Origin of the sequence: Paenibacillus sp. FSL R5-192, assembly GCF_000517845.1 — a bacterium.
Taxonomy (GTDB): Bacteria; Bacillota; Bacilli; order Paenibacillales; family Paenibacillaceae; genus Paenibacillus; species Paenibacillus amylolyticus.
Map to the genome: position 1 here is coordinate 111987 of NZ_ASPR01000075.1, position 17501 is coordinate 129487.

General features: G+C 45.2%; 17 protein-coding genes. 3 read left to right on the top strand and 14 right to left on the bottom strand.

Annotated elements, in window-relative coordinates; all coding sequences use genetic code 11:
* Positions 1–28: 28 nt before the first annotated feature.
* The 3 genes from C161_RS28265 to C161_RS28275 form a co-directional block, all read right to left on the bottom strand.
* Positions 29–823, bottom strand: a complete 795-nt coding sequence (locus C161_RS28265) for a hypothetical protein (protein WP_036674600.1) — start codon at positions 821–823, stop codon at positions 29–31.
* A 123-nt stretch (positions 824–946) separates the two neighbouring features.
* Positions 947–1363, bottom strand: coding sequence for a hypothetical protein (locus C161_RS28270; protein ID WP_036674484.1), 417 nt, complete (start codon positions 1361–1363; stop codon positions 947–949).
* Positions 1364–1858: 495 nt separating this feature from the next.
* Positions 1859–3139, bottom strand: coding sequence for a hypothetical protein (locus tag C161_RS28275; RefSeq protein ID WP_036674485.1), 1281 nt, complete (start codon positions 3137–3139; stop codon positions 1859–1861).
* A 202-nt stretch (positions 3140–3341) separates the two neighbouring features.
* On the opposite strand from C161_RS28275, the gene fabV reads away from it, so the two are divergent.
* On the top strand, positions 3342–4535 hold the full coding sequence (gene fabV / locus C161_RS28280) for an enoyl-ACP reductase FabV (protein ID WP_036617082.1): 1194 nt from the start codon (positions 3342–3344) through the stop codon (positions 4533–4535).
* Positions 4536–4729: 194 nt separating this feature from the next.
* Here the strand turns inward: fabV and C161_RS28285 are convergent, their stop codons facing one another.
* The 3 genes from C161_RS28285 to C161_RS28295 form a co-directional block, all read right to left on the bottom strand.
* A complete protein-coding gene (locus C161_RS28285; protein WP_235193970.1) occupies positions 4730–5977 on the bottom strand; it encodes a DNA glycosylase AlkZ-like family protein in 1248 nt (415 codons plus the stop codon).
* A 48-nt stretch (positions 5978–6025) separates the two neighbouring features.
* Positions 6026–6253 (bottom strand): hypothetical protein, encoded by a 228-nt coding sequence (locus C161_RS28290; protein WP_036674487.1) that lies wholly within the window; start codon positions 6251–6253, stop codon positions 6026–6028.
* A gap of 119 nt (positions 6254–6372) precedes the next feature.
* A complete protein-coding gene (locus C161_RS28295) occupies positions 6373–6969 on the bottom strand; it encodes a restriction endonuclease (protein WP_036617077.1) in 597 nt (198 codons plus the stop codon).
* Positions 6970–7231: 262 nt separating this feature from the next.
* Between C161_RS28295 and C161_RS28300 the strand changes: the two genes are divergently transcribed.
* Entirely contained in the window at positions 7232–8503 is a 1272-nt protein-coding gene (locus C161_RS28300) for a PQQ-binding-like beta-propeller repeat protein (protein WP_036674488.1), read from the top strand.
* A 73-nt stretch (positions 8504–8576) separates the two neighbouring features.
* On the opposite strand, the gene msrA is transcribed toward C161_RS28300, so the two are convergent.
* From msrA to C161_RS28330, 6 genes are all read right to left on the bottom strand, one after another.
* Positions 8577–9092 (bottom strand): peptide-methionine (S)-S-oxide reductase MsrA, encoded by a 516-nt coding sequence (gene msrA / locus C161_RS28305; RefSeq protein ID WP_036674489.1) that lies wholly within the window; start codon positions 9090–9092, stop codon positions 8577–8579.
* 178 nt (positions 9093–9270) lie between these two features.
* On the bottom strand, positions 9271–9528 hold the full coding sequence (locus C161_RS28310; RefSeq protein ID WP_017686880.1) for a GlsB/YeaQ/YmgE family stress response membrane protein: 258 nt from the start codon (positions 9526–9528) through the stop codon (positions 9271–9273).
* Between the two features lie 309 nt (positions 9529–9837).
* Positions 9838–11142, bottom strand: coding sequence for an AAA family ATPase (locus tag C161_RS28315; protein WP_036617070.1), 1305 nt, complete (start codon positions 11140–11142; stop codon positions 9838–9840).
* On the bottom strand, positions 11142–12605 hold the full coding sequence (locus C161_RS28320; RefSeq protein WP_036674491.1) for an RtcB family protein: 1464 nt from the start codon (positions 12603–12605) through the stop codon (positions 11142–11144). The genes C161_RS28315 and C161_RS28320 overlap by 1 nt, the downstream gene beginning before the upstream one ends.
* A gap of 503 nt (positions 12606–13108) precedes the next feature.
* The gene (locus C161_RS28325; RefSeq protein ID WP_036617064.1) at positions 13109–13927 is read right to left on the bottom strand and encodes a TerC family protein; all 819 of its coding nucleotides are present in this window, start codon (positions 13925–13927) and stop codon (positions 13109–13111) included.
* 277 nt (positions 13928–14204) lie between these two features.
* On the bottom strand, positions 14205–14516 hold the full coding sequence (locus C161_RS28330; protein WP_036617062.1) for a DUF3817 domain-containing protein: 312 nt from the start codon (positions 14514–14516) through the stop codon (positions 14205–14207).
* 215 nt (positions 14517–14731) lie between these two features.
* On the opposite strand from C161_RS28330, the gene C161_RS28335 reads away from it, so the two are divergent.
* Positions 14732–15835: a glycosyltransferase family 4 protein gene (locus C161_RS28335; protein WP_036674492.1), complete on the top strand. Its 1104-nt coding sequence runs from the start codon at positions 14732–14734 to the stop codon at positions 15833–15835.
* A 20-nt stretch (positions 15836–15855) separates the two neighbouring features.
* Here the strand turns inward: C161_RS28335 and C161_RS31810 are convergent, their stop codons facing one another.
* Both C161_RS31810 and C161_RS28345 read right to left on the bottom strand, forming a co-directional pair.
* The gene (locus C161_RS31810) at positions 15856–16218 is read right to left on the bottom strand and encodes an HIRAN domain-containing protein (RefSeq protein WP_051450011.1); all 363 of its coding nucleotides are present in this window, start codon (positions 16216–16218) and stop codon (positions 15856–15858) included.
* 42 nt (positions 16219–16260) lie between these two features.
* Positions 16261–17232 (bottom strand): helix-turn-helix transcriptional regulator, encoded by a 972-nt coding sequence (locus C161_RS28345; RefSeq protein ID WP_036617058.1) that lies wholly within the window; start codon positions 17230–17232, stop codon positions 16261–16263.
* Positions 17233–17501: the final 269 nt, after the last annotated feature.

Consider the following 17501-nt stretch of genomic DNA (forward strand, 5'->3'; position numbering starts at 1 on the left):
TCTGTAGGACCTCCTTTTGTCTACATCCTCAGGAAGAGAATAAGTCACTTAATTGTCGCTCCTGTACATTCAATGCCAACACCAATTTTGTTGGGTCTTGTCTTGAATAGATGATATTAATGATATGACCTTGCTGCACCTGGGGCAGCGCAGATGACAAAATTTCTTTTTGCGTTGTCACATTGAAGGTTTCACCGTTCGTCTTTGTTATACTGAGTTTGAGCTGAAGCTTGATCTTGTTACTGCCTCCACTCCCAAGTGGAGTGACATCAAGGATCTTGGCCATTGCTTTTTCCCCTGTTCTTGCAATATCCATCATTTCAGGTGATACACCTTGCTGTACCATCTTTTCATCCAGCAATTGCTGCATATCTTCCTGTGACAGTTGCCCTTTCAGATCAAGCCCTACCTTGCGCTCATCCTTTACGGAAACCACTAATGGAATGAAACTGCCCGGCTGAAACTGTGCCATGGAAGTCAGCGGAATGACGGTTTTCATCTCGGTATCATATTTCTCTCGCCCTTTAAGCGAAACTGTCAGACCCAATCGAACCTCCGGTTGTTCATTAATATACGTACCCGTCTGTTGTATAGTCTTAATGACCCCAACTGCTGGTAAACCTGTCTTCACTCGACCTACGCCAAAAATATTGCTCAAAATCGCAGGAACAAAGATCAGTGCAAACCCGGCAAAGATCGCCGGAGTGTACCACCATGCCTGCATAATCATAAACGGATCATTCCACAGCTGCTGTGCCAGAAATGGGGAGAACCCCACCCCGAATACCGTTAATACGCCAATGAATCTTAGGAAACCTACCATATGATCCACCCTTTCTTAATCCTTCTCTTAATATCTCTATCAACACCTCGAATAATATATCTATTATTCGTTGTTATATGCATTATTCAATTAAAGTATCACTGTCCTATAACCAAATACCTTCTAGATGGATACTAGACCCATGTAGATCAGCTCGGAGGGATTCGCTGGATTCTGACCCAATCCCACTCGATCGCCTACTCGTGGAATCTGCATTTTGGATACCAGTGTCTCTAATGTTCGCTGATACTGGTTGCCATTCGTTTCTGTCACATCCAATACAAGCACAACAATCGGATCAAAGTTGATCAGTTTGCCTGTATCGGTGATTGTCACCACCGTAGCCGTAGCTGTTAAAGGCAGAGAACCACTTGCCGCCAACTGTGCCTGCTTTGCCGAATCCAGACTTTGGTTGATCGCATCCCGATGTTCCTTTGATACAAAACCTTTCATCATCATGCCAGTGAGTCCTTTATTCATCATTTTATCCGCTTTAGCAATCGCATCTTCCTGTTTGTTCTTTTTACCGAACCATCCCATATCAAGCACCTCATTTGTTTTATTTGTTTTTAGAAGTTGTTCAAAAAGTCCACTTTTGATTACGAATCATGCCTAGCAGCATCATCAGCATCGAATATGAAATTCAGCCGAATAAGCATATGCTTACGAAGTATGTTTCCTTCGGAAACATTTTAGTTGCTCACGTAGGTCTCCTACGCTCCGCTACTCCATTTCTAGCTTCATTCCATCTTCTCGGTACTAAAAACCAGACTTTTTGAACACGTATTTATAATTAAATTATAAACACCGCGGCTTGTCCTTGAATACCCTTCTGGCGGCATACAAAAGAAACGAAAAATCCGGTCATTGAATGACGGGATGATCGCCTCTTTAGTAAGGAATGATGCTAATTCCGCAAAAAAAGATCTGCTAATCCGATCTTCATTTCACGATTGGCGGCCATATTTTGTGCCAAGAGTTTTGGTAATGCACCAAATCATGCCATAATGAGGCTCTTCCAAGCCGATTTCCACTCTATTTTTTGCGTAACAAATATACCAGCTTCCGATAATACATCGCCGCTTCTTTGTATTTCCGCTGATCCTCCGATACTACAGCCATCCCCTCATATAACGGTTCAAGCCGCATGACATGCTGCGCTGATTCAAAATAAGGCAGACACGCAAGTGCCCGCTCCATGAAAACTTCGCGATCTCCATGCGCAAGAGCCAGATGGCTCTGGTAGAAGGTTGCGCTCATCTGCTGGTCCTGTGTTGTTGCACATTTCAAAAGTTGATCTACACTCTGCGCGAGCACGCCCCAGTTCTTCCGTGCCAGAGCCACTTCGCATCGATACACACTGACGAGCGGCTGCATGGCCTGCTGTGTTTCTTCCGTTTCCTGCTGCAATAGCGATTCAAATCGTTCAATCTCTGTCTGTGCCTGATCCAGTTCACCTGTCATTGTTAACATGACAATCCGATTGTTGGCAATCGCCGTTACCAGATCTCCCTGGTTGCCAGCATACACGAGGTTTGCCTCCGCCATGGTTAATGCCGAGAGTGCCTCCTGAACCAGCCCCATCGCAAAACAATAGCCACTATATGCCACATATAACCCGGACAACCGATGGAACATCCGCTGATCATAGACATGACGCATTGTAAGCTCGAATACCTGTTTGGCCTCTTCATACTGTTTGACCTGGATGTAGGCTTCCATCTTGATATTTTGCACAGACAGCCAGAATTCACTGCCAGGAAACGCTAGCTCACTGAGCCTGGTTGCATGAGTTAATACATCCACAAAAGCCATTTTGGAGCGATAATATTGTATTTTATAGAATAAAAGTGCTTTGACTAACGGACGTGGCAGATCAATATCGTCTGGACGACCGTATTTCTCCAGGTAAAAATTGAGGTAGGACGTATGTATATACTCATGAGCCGTTGCATCGTTTAATTGCTGATAATAGACCGCCTTCATCAAGGCCGTTGTCAACTCTACGGTCATCGTGTCATCCCGATCTGCCAGTGCATGCACCGTATCTTCGGATATCGCCGACGCTGGAACAGACATTTGTTCGAAAATAACCTCTGCCCGTTCAAGTGTTTCCTCGTCCTGAGCCGCAGCCTTTAGAATATAGGAAGGGGATACCCCAAGACGCCCGGCGATGGCTTCTGCCAAGTCCTCAGGGAGAGGATAACGATCCGCCAGGATATTGGCAAAGTGGGCCTGCGTGACCAGACCTTCCACAAGGTCTTTACGGGAAATTTGTTTTCTTTTGCTTAGCAGTTCAATGCGTTCCTTCAGCATGGTATCCCTGTCCTTTCTATCCTAACAAGCGAGTACATTCTATTCACATCATCGCAAAATTAGAGATATAACGCCACCCTTCCGGCGAAATCAACGAAACGGTTTCCGTTTCCAAGGTAATTGTTTTACAATAAGGAGGTATGTGTACGAGCATTTTATTGAAATGCTGAAACATGAGCTGAATATGAAAGGATGCAAATAAATGATTATTAAACCAAGAACACGTGGTTTTATTTGTACCACTTCCCATCCTGTAGGTTGCGCTGCGCAAGTGCAGGAACAGATTGATTATGTGAAATCCCAGCCTGAGCTGAAAGGACCGCGTAATGTACTCGTGATCGGTGCTTCCACCGGATACGGTCTGGCGTCACGCGTTGTTTCTGCCTTTGGAGCTGGAGCGAATACAGTCGGCATTTATCGTCCAAGCAGTTCCACAGAGAAACGTACAGCTTCTGCAGGCTGGTACAATTCCGCTGCATTCGAAAAAGCCGCGGAGGAAGCAGGCCTGAAATCGTACAGCGTTACAGGTGATGCATTTGCAAACGAAACACGAGACAAAGCCGTTGAACTGATTCGCAGTGAACTCGGTCAAGTCGATCTGGTTGTATACAGCGTAGCCTCGGCACGCCGTACCGATCCGAACACGGGTGAAGTATTTAACTCTGTGCTGAAGCCTATCGGACAATCCTACACAAACAAAACGGTAAACTTCCACACAGGCGAAATCAGCTCCGTTACCCTTGAACCGGCAAACGAAGAGGAAATTCGTCAGACGGTAACCGTAATGGGTGGAGATGATTGGGAACTGTGGATGGATGCCCTGCAACAAGGCGGTGTGCTTGCCGATGATGCAACAACCATCGCTTTCTCTTATATCGGTCCTGAACTTACGCATGCCATTTATCGTGATGGTTCCATCGGTCAAGCCAAGAATCATCTGGAAGCGACTGCACACAAGCTGAATGATCGCCTAAGTGCCAAAGGTGGACGTGCGTACTTAACTGTAGCCAAGGCGCTGGTGACTCAATCCAGTTCTGCGATTCCAGTCGTGCCGCTGTACATCTCAGCATTGTACAAAGTCATGAAAGAAAAAGGCTTGCATGAAGGATGCATCGAGCAATTGCAACGTCTGTTCGCTGATCGCTTGTATGCGGGAGGAGAAGTTCCAACCGATGCCGAAGGCCGTATTCGCATTGACGATTGGGAGATGAGAGCTGACGTTCAGGAAGAAGTGGCGAAGCTCTGGAATGAGTTGACCACAGAGAACATCTACGATCTGTCCGATCTGGAAGGTTACCGTCGCGAATTCTTCCAGCTGTTTGGTTTTGAAACCGATGGTGTGGATTATGAAGCAGATGTTGATCCCAACGTTGAAATGCCTCATCTGGTGAACTAAAGAAGTTTTGGCGTGGACGTGAACCTAGGTTTTTGTTTTCGTTAGCACTTCTAATGTAATGCTAGAGATATGATATTAAAATCAAATGAAGAAGGAGGGGCCCTCTGGCTCCTCCTTCTTTGTCCTTTTTAGATCCTTTACCCCCTCAACAATTCCAATTTCCGTGTCCATACACTCTTTCATGTATCCCCTAATCAAATCGATTTAAGCTGCTTTTTCAACTCTTTTGGTACCGTCTTCTCGATAGTAATGGAACGTGCTCCATGCATGGACGCAAAGAATTGAAGCCCCTCCCGAAAATCCGTAATCCATTCCTCCACAGGTGGAGCAGTCTCTTCCATCGATAACAAACGAACGGTAAGTACTCCAGTTTTGCGATCAAGTCGTGGGTCCATACGTCCAATCAACCGATCACCGTGAAGAATAGGCATGGCATAATAACCGTAGGTTCTTTTCACCTCTGGCGTATAAATCTCCCATTTATAATGAAAATCAAATAAATCAACAATACGTTCTCTTCTCCATAACAGGTTGTCCAGCGGCGGCAGGAAACGTACCGGGCCAGACGGATCATAGTGTGGCTCTTCCCTTTCCATGCGTAGCAGCAAATCCTCATCTTCAGCACGAATATAATAAGGCGTCGCCACGTCCTCCACCTTAAGCGGGATCATTCGCCCATCTGACACACGGGCAGCAATATCGGCGCGTCGTTCAGCCGCTGTAGATTTCAGCCAACCCAGACGGGGATCACGGGCATCTACGACACGATACGCATGAATGTATTTATCCAGCAGAGCCTGTCTCTGGGCCAACACATCGATGTCATCTTTCATCGGAAGTCCCTGTTGTTGCAATTCGGATTCGGTAATATGAAAATAACGTTCATTCCCCTGCCTCGCCACCACACGAATGACAGCGGAGTCCAACAGTAAATTCAGAGCAAGTGTTGTATCCTTTGTCTTTGGCACATCTGCACTGTCCCAATAACCACTTACCCGTTCAACAGCACGGAAGGCTCTGGAAGGTAAAGGACCCTCTTCCTTCAAACGCTGTAACACATGCTGCACTGTTTTCTCTAGACCTTGTAAGGACGGAGCCAGACGCTCCCTTAATCGGGCACGCACAGGTTCAAAGAGAGCATAATCCTCGATTGGAATGACACAGGCAGCATTTGCAAAATATTCAAACACCTTGTGATCACTCAGCAACGTATTTAAGCTGTCAGCATTATAACCAGGGTCACGAGCCCCCAGCACCAAATGCTGGTTTCCGGTTACAGCAGCCACAGGATCGATCTGCACGCAACCAAGGGAGCGAATCAAGCTCAAAACTTGGTCGGGTCCCGAAGGTAAGGAAACTGCGGGCCAACGTCCAAGTAAAGCTTGCGTTTGCAGCAAAAAACGCCGAACGATTTTTTTATTCATGTGCAGCGCTGTTGTCATATGTATAGGTTCTCCCTTCATTTAGTGTACAAAATTCTATCGTCTTACTTATCCAGCAATCGGCGCCTCATATATAAAATAAAAAGAAGCACCACCATCCTGGATGATCTGCTTCTTGTGTTTGACCTTTTGCAATTTTTCCTGCTTCGTAGGCATGAGCCGTACATGCTGGGATAACGCGCTATAATCCCCGTTAACTCTTCGGCTCTGTTCCGAGCACCATTGACCTGACCGCTCTGCTTTACGTAATGCTTTTTGTGTTTGTGTACGTGCCATAATGGATCACACACTCCTTTGGTTGATATACACTCAATATATCATGTGCAGCTACGCAAGTGAAGGTGCTTCCTACTGGAATGAGATGTACATCATTAAAAAGGCTTCCACCCAAGTACTTAGCGGGATTGCCGCTTTCGCCGGGACTGCCACGTCTCGATTGGTTCATGATCATCTTCTTCGATCAGTTCCAATGCTTCTTCCACTCTTCTGGCTTTGAATAACAGAATTAATTCCATCAGGTCTTCCCTGTCCAGCAGCTTCACTCCATTAACCGCTGCAAGCGTCCGACAGGCTTCGGTGTAACGGGCGGACGTTAATACAATCGACCGGTCGGCTTCATAATAACGCATCGATGTATATATCTCCTGCACAGCACTCAACCCTACGGGATGGTTCGCACCATATCGCTTCGCTTGTATCACACTTCGTCTGCCGAGTCTATCAACAAACACCAGATCTGCCCCAAAATCCCGGCTGCTTGTTGTCTTATGCACCTCATCGTACCCGAGCTCTTCGAATAAATGATAGAGATATAATTCAAATTCCGAACCATCCTCCATCTTGTCGATGTCCTTTATTGTGATCTTACGAGGATTCGCTTCACTTCTGATCCGCTGCCCGCGCCCGATAACCCTCCGAATAATCCAGGCCAGCAGCAACAATATAATGATACATCCAATGACCCATAGGGTCACATTTTCACTCCAGTTCATAGCTATTCTCCTTGTTTCATTTCCTATGTTCTATCCAACGTCTTACGCAGATACGGCTTGTCACCGCACTAAATATATCAGACTTCCACCTTCATCGAAAGAAGATGAATTCCTTGTAACCGTTATACTTCCCCAAACATAGTCATTTCGACAAACCAATGATAAAAGGTTACAGTGCGTTCGGTTGAATTCAGCTTGACTTTAATGGTAAAATTCAACAATCGGTTCTATTTTGAACCGAAGAAGAAAGGTGGTTTATCACTTGCATACATTGACCAAACACAAGTCCAAAACATGGGCTGCCCTCATTCTCAGCGGCATGCTCCTCTTCACCATGAATACAACAGGTTACGCCGCTGCTTCAACTGAATCCATGCCCAAACCGGCGTGGACGTCATCTTCCCTGATGTTATCTGAGGCTAATACAGAGAAAGATGTCCTGATCAAGGGAATCCATGCCGTGCCATCCAAAAATCTTGTATATGTACATGCCTCCCAGCCCGTGACCAAAACAAGCAGCAAAACAACACTCGACTGGCAATTGGACTCTCTCCAAGCATTCGATGTTACGACTGGACAATTGAAGTGGAATACGATATTCCATGAGAAAAGTGGTCCTTATACCACCTACTCTGATTCGGTATATGCCAGCAACGGTACAGCTTATGTATATATGGAATATTCGGACAAAACCAAAAAATTGTACTCATTCAATACATCCGGTAAAACCAACTGGGTCAAAACGGTGAATTCACCTGCAAGCATATCCCTATTGGATAACGATACGCTGATGGTTGCTTCAAGTCAGGGCGTGCAATCAAATGGTTCGGTTCGCTCAACCATCTCGTTATATGACAAAAAGGGCAAGCTGATTACTGAAAAAACCATCAACGGTAACGTACTTAAGGCTGACCATGGTCGAATTGTAGTGGATGCCAGTAAACAAACGAAGGTAGGCAACTTCTGGCAGCAAGCTGCAAATCCCAAAGTAGAGATCTATGATCGTACGTTGAATCGTCTGTCCTTCTACCAATTCCCTGCCAATGCAAATACATTAGGAGATGGCGGCGGTGAATCGCTGGCCATTCTCGACGATGGTTCCATCATTATGCGCGCCAATTTTGAGAACACCGGTAACCGACTGATGGGCTTTGGCACCGATGGTAAGCTTGCTTGGGGACGTGCCATTGCTGGTGATGCCTACATTCAGACGGCTGGCAACGGTTATACAGTCTTTACAGGGCAGAAGCTGGAACTGTACACGATGAAAGGCAAAGTGACTGAGCGTACATTCAAAGACGCACAGCCTGCACTTATGCGTGTTGACCAGACACAGGATGGTCAGTATCAGCTTGATTTTGCCAAAACAGGATACATTCTTGATCCACAGACGCTGGAAGACGTGCATATCTACACGACCAGTGCCTCGGTTCCTTCATTAGAAGGTGTTTCAACCTATGTGGATGATGTCATCTATTCCTTGAACGATGAGACATTGTCCAAATATGTACTGAAGTCCAATTCTGCAAAATAAATTTAATAATAAGCCGGGAGAGTTCCATAAGGAGCTCTCCCGGCTTATTACATTGGCAAATTAGAATATCATCCTATTTCCAATTCTCGTCTATAAATTCGTCCCGTCCGGATAACGCACGGTCTTCCTTATAATGTTTTTCGTTTTTCTTGTGGTAATCCTGATGATAGTCTTCAGCCGGATAGAATATAGCTGCATCCCGAATTTCCGTAACAATCGGTTGAGTGAATCGTCCGCTGGCTGACAGTTCCTGTTTGGACTGTTCAGCCAGCTCACGTTGACGTTCATTATGCACAAAGATTGCCGTACGATACTGTGTCCCCCGATCCTGGAACTGACCTCCGTCATCCGTCGGATCAATCTGAGGCCAGTACAGCTCTAGCAGTCGTTCATAAGGGAATACATCTGGATCAAATGTAATTTCAACCACTTCGACATGACCGGTCTCCCCGGTTTTGACCTGCTCATATGTTGGATTCTCGACGTGACCGCCAGCATAACCCGATATAATGCCATGAATGCCCGGTTGTTCTTCAAACGGTGTAACCATACACCAGAAACATCCGCCGGCGAATGTAGCTTTTTCCATTCCGTTCATCCCCTCTTATCGAAACTAGCTATAGAATACTGATGCTAAGTTACGCATACATTCTTATATTTTAAAACAACAAGAGGTTGATTGAAAGCCATGGTTATGGCTCTCAATCAACCCCTTCATTGGTAATGCATTTAGCTGACAACTAATTCAAGAAATTATCTTGATTAAGTTACCCGCGGCTACGTCCCATCGAACGGAAGATCAAGCTTACGATGGCTACAAGAACGATCGCACCGATCAATGCAGGTACAATGTAGAATCCGCCCATCTCAGGACCCATATCGCCCAAGATTACTCCACCTAACCATCCACCGATAAAACCAGCAATGATGTTACCAATAACACCACCTGGAATGTCACGACCAACGATCAAACCTGCCAACCATCCAATGATACCACCGATAATTAATGACCATAACCAACCCATATCATTCACCTCTAATTAAAGTTTTTGTTGTTGTCTGTCTACTATTAACCGCTACAGAAGCATTTAAACAATTGGCATAAAAATTTTTGCATATTACCTTTTGTCCCCATGCATCTCTCTCTGCAAAACAAGCCTTAGTCAGGTATGGAAACAGATCGCGTTACTTTCCGGCATCTCACCAGCTCAGGGCTGCGTTATGTACCTCCCGAAAGTCATTGTATGTTAGAGCAGACAAGGTTAGTATCACCAAATGAGATAGGATTATTTATAAAATTGCGTCATATTATAGGATGGATGGGTTAGGTCTGATCAATAAAAGCCTGCACGGCCCTTACCTGGCTGCGCCAGCCAAGTATGTTTATGGCTCTTATCCAGCTCGCCACGCATCGACTGAATGACTTTCACAATGTCTGTCTGTCCATTCTGATGCCATTCCAGCGCAGCGCTCACATACAACTCACCTAGCTGTGCAAGAGAAAACGTGTCGGTCAGACGAGCTGCTTCTACTGTGCCTTCTTCACCCGCAAATACGGTGAAGCCTCGTTGGCGCAAGTATTGCAGACGCAGCGCTTCATCTGGCAGCGGAATTTCGTAAGCCCGGTCAAACCGCCCAGCACGGTTCATGAGGCCAGGATCTATTTTCTCCGGATAATTCGTTGTCCCGATCAGGAAAATGCCTTCTTTTGACGTAGCTCCATCCAATGTATTCAGGAAAAAGGAACGGACTTCATCTGGCATCGAATCGATGTCCTCAATGATCAGTACCATTGGTGCCAACCGTTTGGCAGCCTCGAACACTTCACGCACCGATTCACTGTTGGTATACTCCGTAATCTGCCAATACGCAGCCGGGCCCGGGATACTTCCCGCAATGGATTTTACCAACGTGGTCTTACCATTACCCGGATGCCCATACAATAAAATGCCTCTTTTGTACGGGATATCGTAATCTCTGTAGAATGAACGATCCGCTTCGAAGAACTGATCCAGCGAGCGGAAAATATCCTGCTTGATCTGTGCCGATAGAACAACATCTTCTCGTCCCACGGAGCGAGTGATGGATTCCACATGACGATCGCTGCCATTGCGGGCATCGGTGTAGACCGTTACTTTTTTCATATTTTGTTGACGTTCCCGTTCCCGGACACTTCCCAGAAATTGCTTCATCTCCTCATCACCGATGGCAAAGACAAAGTCTTCACTGTAGATCCCGTTCTCTCGGAAAAATGGAACCCGAACAAGTGCTACGCCCCATTTCGGATAAGCAAATACGTTATTGCGAATGGAGTAATGCACACCATAAGTGGGTACATCTCCATCATCGTCGTAATGCAACGTCTGAAGTTCCAGATCCTCGAATATGCGGGCTACCAGTTCCACTTCGTCACTGCCATTTTGCAGATCTTCCCGGAGTAACTCCCAGTATTCATTGTTCGGGTCAGAACTGGCATAGAGCTTGTACTCAACCCCATAGCGCTGATGGAGCGCCTCACTGATTCCACGAATCAACCTTGAATAGATGGCGTACCCTTCCACTCGAATTCGGGTATCATGTTGTTCGTCATAGGTATAGATCGCCTGGGTTGGATCTGTTTGTTTTTCGTTTATTGTCATTATTTCGCTCCCTTTACCGCTACAAGCGGTTTGCATTTGGCTACAACTTGAGCCAGGCCTGCGCCGGTAACACTGTCTATAATTTCATCTACATTTTTATAAGCCTGAGGTGATTCATCAATAATGGATTCAAGTGAGCGTTGATTTACCACGATCTCATCTTCTGTACCCACACCCAGTGCCGTAGCAAAATCCTCCACGCTAATCAATCGTTTTGTTGCCGTCCGTGAACGGATTCGACCCGCACCGTGACATATTGAATAATAATTATCAGCACCCTGCGGCTGACCTACCATGATATATGAAGCAGTTCCCATGGAACCCGGAATAAGTGCCGGATGTCCAGTTGCCAGATAAGGCTTTGGATTGTCCGGGTGACCTGCTGGCAACGCACGTGTCGCCCCTTTGCGATGTACAAAAACGGAACCTTGGTCTGCGTGAGATTCCTCCCAGGCATAGTTGTGCATCAGATCGTATAACGTACGAAATTCACATTTGGAGCCAAACACATCCCGGAATGCTTCGCGAATAGCATAAGCAATCAGGTGACGATTGACAACAGCGTAATTCAATGCAGAATACATCATGTTCACATAATGACGACCTTCTGCATGCTCAAGTGGAGCAAATACCAGTCTGGGATCGGAAGTACCCAGGTTAAGCCGCTGCATGACTTTGGCAATCGCTGACGAACTCGTCTGGCTTACATACCCACCCCATGCACGAGAGCCGGAATGAATCATGACCACGACCTGTCCATCATACAATCCCCAGGCTTCGGCTATTTCACGATTCTCTTCAGCGATCTCAATCGCCTGGATCTCGGCAAAATGATTCCCCCCACCCAGTGTTCCGAGCTGACGATGCGAACGATGCCATGTCATATCAGGAACGTGGTTTAACACATCCTCATCGTAACTGAACTTGCTGCTTTCCACATGTGTCATCGCGGTTGATTTTTTCGGTGTATAGCTGTCCGGAATATACTTATTGGGTAAACCATGCAGGCCTTTACGAACAATATGCTCCAGTCTGATATCCGAGTAATGACCTCGCTGGTTCGCCTCCATCGGCAATACTTTCTCAATGGCCTTGACGAGTTTGCGGCGAAGCTTGATGTCTTTCAATTCGTCCTTGTGCAAGTTTGTCATATGCACTCGCATGCCACAGCCGATGTCACTGCCCACGATGGAGGGAGAAACGTATCCGCTCTGCGCATCCCACACGGCTGTCGTTCCAATGCACGTACCTACACCGACGTGTACGTCTGGCGTGTAACTCATATAAGAGATTCCCGGAATCTGCAAATTATTGTTTGCCATCTCGAACACCTTGTAATCAAGCGAGGAGAAGAGTTGTTGCGCCGCGTATACGGTTAGATTACCTGCAGGCAATTTTACTTCATGCCGGTAGGCACCTGTTAATTCGTTTGGATTAGTAAATAAATTAAATTCTGTATTCATAAAAGTGTATTATTCCTTCCTGTACGTTCAGCAAATTCGGTTTGCTGATTCATCTGTAAAATAAATATTAAAAAAAGCCATAGGCTAGTCGCCCATGACTTCTACTGAATGACAATAACGGAGAACAGAACAGCATAAACATGCTGTGTGTCTGTCATCCATCGCTATAATATAAGCGAAGAACGCATATCGATTATAAAACCTGCTAAACGATATGCCTATCCCCTATGTCGACCGTATGAGGCCAATGAAACGATGAGCCGGATATGCTATTGTGTCTACGTTGCGCCCTGTTTGAATCAAATCATAACCAAGCATCATGTCTCTCGGCCTCCCTTCGTTAATGTTAGTCTTATATTAAGGGGACTAGAATTCATGTGTCAACCCTTTTCTTGGAAAATGGTCCATGGTGTAGATTGCATATGTAAACAAAAACAGGAGATTGTCCTAGGACAATCTCCTGTTTTCCAAATAATAATGATGTTGTTAGCGTAACATGATTATTACAGTCCTGCTTGTTTTTCTAACTCTTCAACCGGATTTTCGTCTTCTTTTTCAGGAACTTTGGAAGACAGGAACCAACCACATACCGCAATGGTGATCAGTACAATATAGAATCCGAATTTCCAAATTTTATTTTCCGGGAAATGCTCATCCAGAACACCCAATGAAGGGTGTGCGAGTGTAATAACCGCCAGCTTAACCCCTACCCAACCTACGATGACAAAGGCCGCAACTTCAAGTCCTGGACGGGAATGAAGCAATTTCACAAAGTATGAGGCTGCAAAACGCATGATCACAAGCCCGATGAATCCACCGAGGAAGATAACGATAAACTGTCCACCGTCGAGTCCGCCAATTGGAGGCAATCCACTTGGTGGCAACGCCACAGCCAAAGCAACAGCAGCCAGAATGGAATCAACTGCAAATGCGATATCCGCTACTTCGACCTTGAAAACGGTCATCCAGAAACCGGATTGTTTTTTCGGTTTCTTCGGCGTTGAATCAGCTGCTTCATCTGTCTTATTGCGACTACCCAGTATCTTTTTAACGATATGGTTAATCGAAATATACAGGAGATACAGGGCACCGATCGCTTGCACCTGCCATACATCGACGAGGAAAGAGATCAGGAACAATGAACCTAAACGGAAAACAAATGCACCCATCAGACCGTAGAACAACGCTTTTTTGCGCTTATCTTCAGGCAAGTGTTTAACCATGATTGCGAGTACCAATGCATTATCTGCTGCGAGTAATCCTTCAAGGACCACTAAGACAGCAAGCACCCACCCATATTCTAATAATAATGAAACATCCAAAATTGACTCCTCCTTAATATTCTTATGATGTACAAAAAAAAGGACCTTTACCATCACTGGTAAGGTCCTTTTATATCCACAAAAAGAGACCTTTACCGAGCATGAAAACTTGGTAAAGGTCTCGCTAACAACAAAATTGCTGCCAATAAAGCCGGGGATATGATCCCGAATTGACGACTTTACTGTAAAAGCTACTCCCCTTTAACAGGAATATGTAGTTTTAGTTGGAACGGGTTGTTTAACCTGTACTCATCATATTTCATAACGTTAAATAAAGTCAAGCTTTATTTAGTTGACGATACAGCTTACGGAATACGACAACATCGTAGATCATATTCCCCAGTGGAATGAAAGAAACAAAGAACAGAGCAATTGGACGGCGCAGACGCCATTTCTGTGAGGTGTACATAGTCACCATAAATAACAAATACATTAAAAACAAAAAACCGTACAGATTCCCAAACCATGTGACAGCCTGCGGCATAACCCCGGCATCTCTCAACGGAAAAGCAACAAACAGTAACAACACGTACGAAATGCCCTGCAACCACAACATCAGCCGGAAGCGCCCCAGCGTAGAATGTAACATTATTTTCCTCCTGCTTTTATACATGTAACGAATTCAATTGTTCCCGTACAGTATATCACAAAAGCTGAATATCTCGCTTGATGCCATGTAGCAGATTATTCCTGCACGCTTATATGGTTGGCTCACCTACCATTTCGCAGGAGCCAAATGCTTTAACTTCTCATAAGATATATGACGAAGATTGTTACAGATGTCGGACAAGGAGGAGCCGGATCATGAAAATAGCTATGGTTGCACCCGAGAAATTGCCTTTGCCCGGTAATGGTTCCGTGGAAATCTGTATCCTGGGCATCGCTCGTGAACTAGCCCATCGCCATCAGGTGACCATTATAAGTCGTCAAATGCAAGGTCTCGCCGCCACAGAACAGATCGATGGGATCACCATTCAACGTGTCCCTGCGTCGAGTCCTGTCATGTACACCAAAGCAGTCATACGTTTGTTATCCCAACAACCCTATGATGTAATTCAAGTGGATAACAGGCCACGAAGTATGGCTACCATCAAACGAGCCTTTCCACGCACTCCCGTTGTACTCTATCTTCACTCATTAACGTTTGCTCAGCCCGGGCCTTCCAAACTCACATTAATGAAAAAAGCTGATTGGATTGCCGTCAACAGTCATTCCCTACGACAAAGGTTAGGCCGCAGATTTCCGTTGGTAAAACACCGGATGAGTGTTGTTCCATTGGGTGCAGATCTAAGCCGCTTCAGACCTGTTGAATCCAGCGAAGAACAGATTCATCTGCGTACACAATTTGGAGTAACTAAACCATTCTCTATTCTGTATGTCGGCAGGCTGATCCCTGGAAAAGGTGTAGACGTATTAATTCGTGCGACTGCCCTCCTTCAGCAACAGGTATCTGTTCAACTGGTTGTTGCAGGCAAAGGACCTCCGTATTACATGCGTAAACTTCGCGAACTTGCCCAAAAACAAAAAGTCCATGTTTCCTTCCGTGGTCAGATAAACCATGAGCATATCGATCAGTTGTATCGGGCAGTGGATTGTCTGGTCTGTCCGTCTCAAGAACATGAAGCTTTTGGCCTGGTTAATGTTGAGGCGATGGCTTCAGGATTACCCGTCATTGCTTCGGATAACGGAGGTATTCGCGAGATTATTGAATCAGGTATCAATGGATACCTTGTCACTGCTTATAAGCGCCCTCAACGTTTCACCTCTTACCTGTACAAACTTGCAAGCAATCCCACTTTTGCCGAGAAGTTAGGAAAGGCTGGCCGAGACAGCGCAAGGGCATATTTCAGTTGGGCAAGAACAGCCATGCATCTGGAAGCGACCTATACCAGGCTCATCCGTAAATGAGCCTTCTTTTGTTACGATGATCAAGCTTTTTCACGAAATTGCCATCCCTTAATCAAAGAATCCATCTGCGGAACAGGAATGTGACTCATCTCAATTAACTCTATAATCACCATATCTCTCATCATGAATCGTACTTTGGCACACGTTAGTTGATGAAACACATCGTAGAATGCCGTCCCGGCCCAACATCCATGAGGTACGACCAGCGGATCATTAACGATATAACCCACGGCTCCAATCGGGGGAATAACAACCTTAATTGCTTGATGATCCAAACGATTATCTGGATCTTTGACGAGATACACGGTATCCCCCACATGTAGAGCCTGTACTCCATCGTAGTGGTCCATCCCATACATAGCTGCGAATAATTTGGTGCTCATATTACCTGCTCCTTTTCCTGTACTTCTCCATGATTAAAATTTTTACAAAGATACATCGGTTTCATAATGTTCCAACCACTCGACAAGTTGCCTGCGTATCTCTCTACGGAACTCACGAGGTTCAAGTACCTCTGCCTCGGGTCCAAATTGATACAACCATTTCAAAAATTCTCTGCTGCTATTCAGTGTCACTTCAAATAACAATCCCCCATCCGACATATTCGTCATTCGCGGGCGAACAAACATTTCTTCTTCTTTTATGTAGGGGGCCACTTTCTCAGAGAATCTTACCTTGAAATGGATATTTTCGTCGCCACGGTCAATAGACCATGTGTTCTTCATGTACTGTGTTATGTTGAAATCACCCTTGTCGAAACCGGCATTTGTTCGTGTCACATCCAAAAAACGGCTGATCCGAAACAATCGAACTTTTTGCAGCAAATGACAGTATCCAATCAAATAAAAACGTTGATCACGTGGAATGAGATAATAGGGATCGATATCCCGGACTGTGATCTCATTTCTTGTCAGCGTATGATATTGAGTACGAATGGTTTGCTGGCTTAGAATAGCTTCGATAATGGGAATCAGCAAATTAGGGTCTTTTCCTTCCTCACGATAAGCTGGCGTGCCCATCCGAATAATTCCCGCAATATTCTCTACAATGTCACTGTTTCTTGATTTTAATTTGGTATGAGCCGACATAACCTTGTCAAACGCTGAATCAAACTCAGCAGGTAACTTGGAGGTATCAACTACGGACGGGAGCAAGGAGAAAACCATTGCTTCCTGTTCAGTAAAATCTAATGGATACATCGCAAACTCACCAATAAATCGGTAACCTTTGCCGTATCCTTCATTCATAATCGGGGCGACCCTATCCAAAATCCGGAGATCACGATAAATCGTGCGTACAGTCGTACCGCATTTCAGCGCCAATTCCTTGGCCGAAATTCCAGGATTTGCTTGTATAGCCTGAAGTATACGCAGCAGACGAATTAATTTCTCTGTCATGTAGTTTCTCCCCTTCGATATTTTATCGGCAAGGAAAACTAGTTCCTTTAGTACAGAACTAAATCTTTAGTCCCAATATTATTTTCGCAATTTCACCATTTTTGTATAGTCCAATTGCACTCTTACCCCCTTTTAATATACATTCTCTTACTCGCTTGCGTAAAACATTAACCTAAAAGACCTTAAACCTAAGCCTGAAAGCCTATACAATTTTCTAAAAATAATACAAAAAAGCCCTGATCTCCACAAAGAGACAAGGCTTTTCTCGG

Excerpts from the sequence above, each read along its gene's own strand:
- C161_RS28265 (WP_036674600.1), bottom strand. The coding sequence starts at position 823 with ATGGTAGGTTTCCTAAGATTCATTGGCGTATTAACGGTATTCGGGGTG.
- C161_RS28270 (WP_036674484.1), bottom strand. The coding sequence starts at position 1,363 with ATGGGATGGTTCGGTAAAAAGAACAAACAGGAAGATGCGATTGCTAAA.
- C161_RS28275 (WP_036674485.1), bottom strand. The coding sequence starts at position 3,139 with ATGCTGAAGGAACGCATTGAACTGCTAAGCAAAAGAAAACAAATTTCC.
- fabV (WP_036617082.1), top strand. The coding sequence starts at position 3,342 with ATGATTATTAAACCAAGAACACGTGGTTTTATTTGTACCACTTCCCAT.
- C161_RS28285 (WP_235193970.1), bottom strand. The coding sequence starts at position 5,977 with ATGACAACAGCGCTGCACATGAATAAAAAAATCGTTCGGCGTTTTTTG.
- C161_RS28290 (WP_036674487.1), bottom strand. The coding sequence starts at position 6,253 with ATGGCACGTACACAAACACAAAAAGCATTACGTAAAGCAGAGCGGTCA.
- C161_RS28295 (WP_036617077.1), bottom strand. The coding sequence starts at position 6,969 with ATGAACTGGAGTGAAAATGTGACCCTATGGGTCATTGGATGTATCATT.
- msrA (WP_036674489.1), bottom strand. The coding sequence starts at position 9,092 with ATGGAAAAAGCTACATTCGCCGGCGGATGTTTCTGGTGTATGGTTACA.
- C161_RS28310 (WP_017686880.1), bottom strand. The coding sequence starts at position 9,528 with ATGGGTTGGTTATGGTCATTAATTATCGGTGGTATCATTGGATGGTTG.
- C161_RS28315 (WP_036617070.1), bottom strand. The coding sequence starts at position 11,142 with ATGACAATAAACGAAAAACAAACAGATCCAACCCAGGCGATCTATACC.
- C161_RS28320 (WP_036674491.1), bottom strand. The coding sequence starts at position 12,605 with ATGAATACAGAATTTAATTTATTTACTAATCCAAACGAATTAACAGGT.
- C161_RS28330 (WP_036617062.1), bottom strand. The coding sequence starts at position 14,516 with ATGTTACATTCTACGCTGGGGCGCTTCCGGCTGATGTTGTGGTTGCAG.
- C161_RS28335 (WP_036674492.1), top strand. The coding sequence starts at position 14,732 with ATGAAAATAGCTATGGTTGCACCCGAGAAATTGCCTTTGCCCGGTAAT.
- C161_RS31810 (WP_051450011.1), bottom strand. The coding sequence starts at position 16,218 with ATGAGCACCAAATTATTCGCAGCTATGTATGGGATGGACCACTACGAT.
- C161_RS28345 (WP_036617058.1), bottom strand. The coding sequence starts at position 17,232 with ATGACAGAGAAATTAATTCGTCTGCTGCGTATACTTCAGGCTATACAA.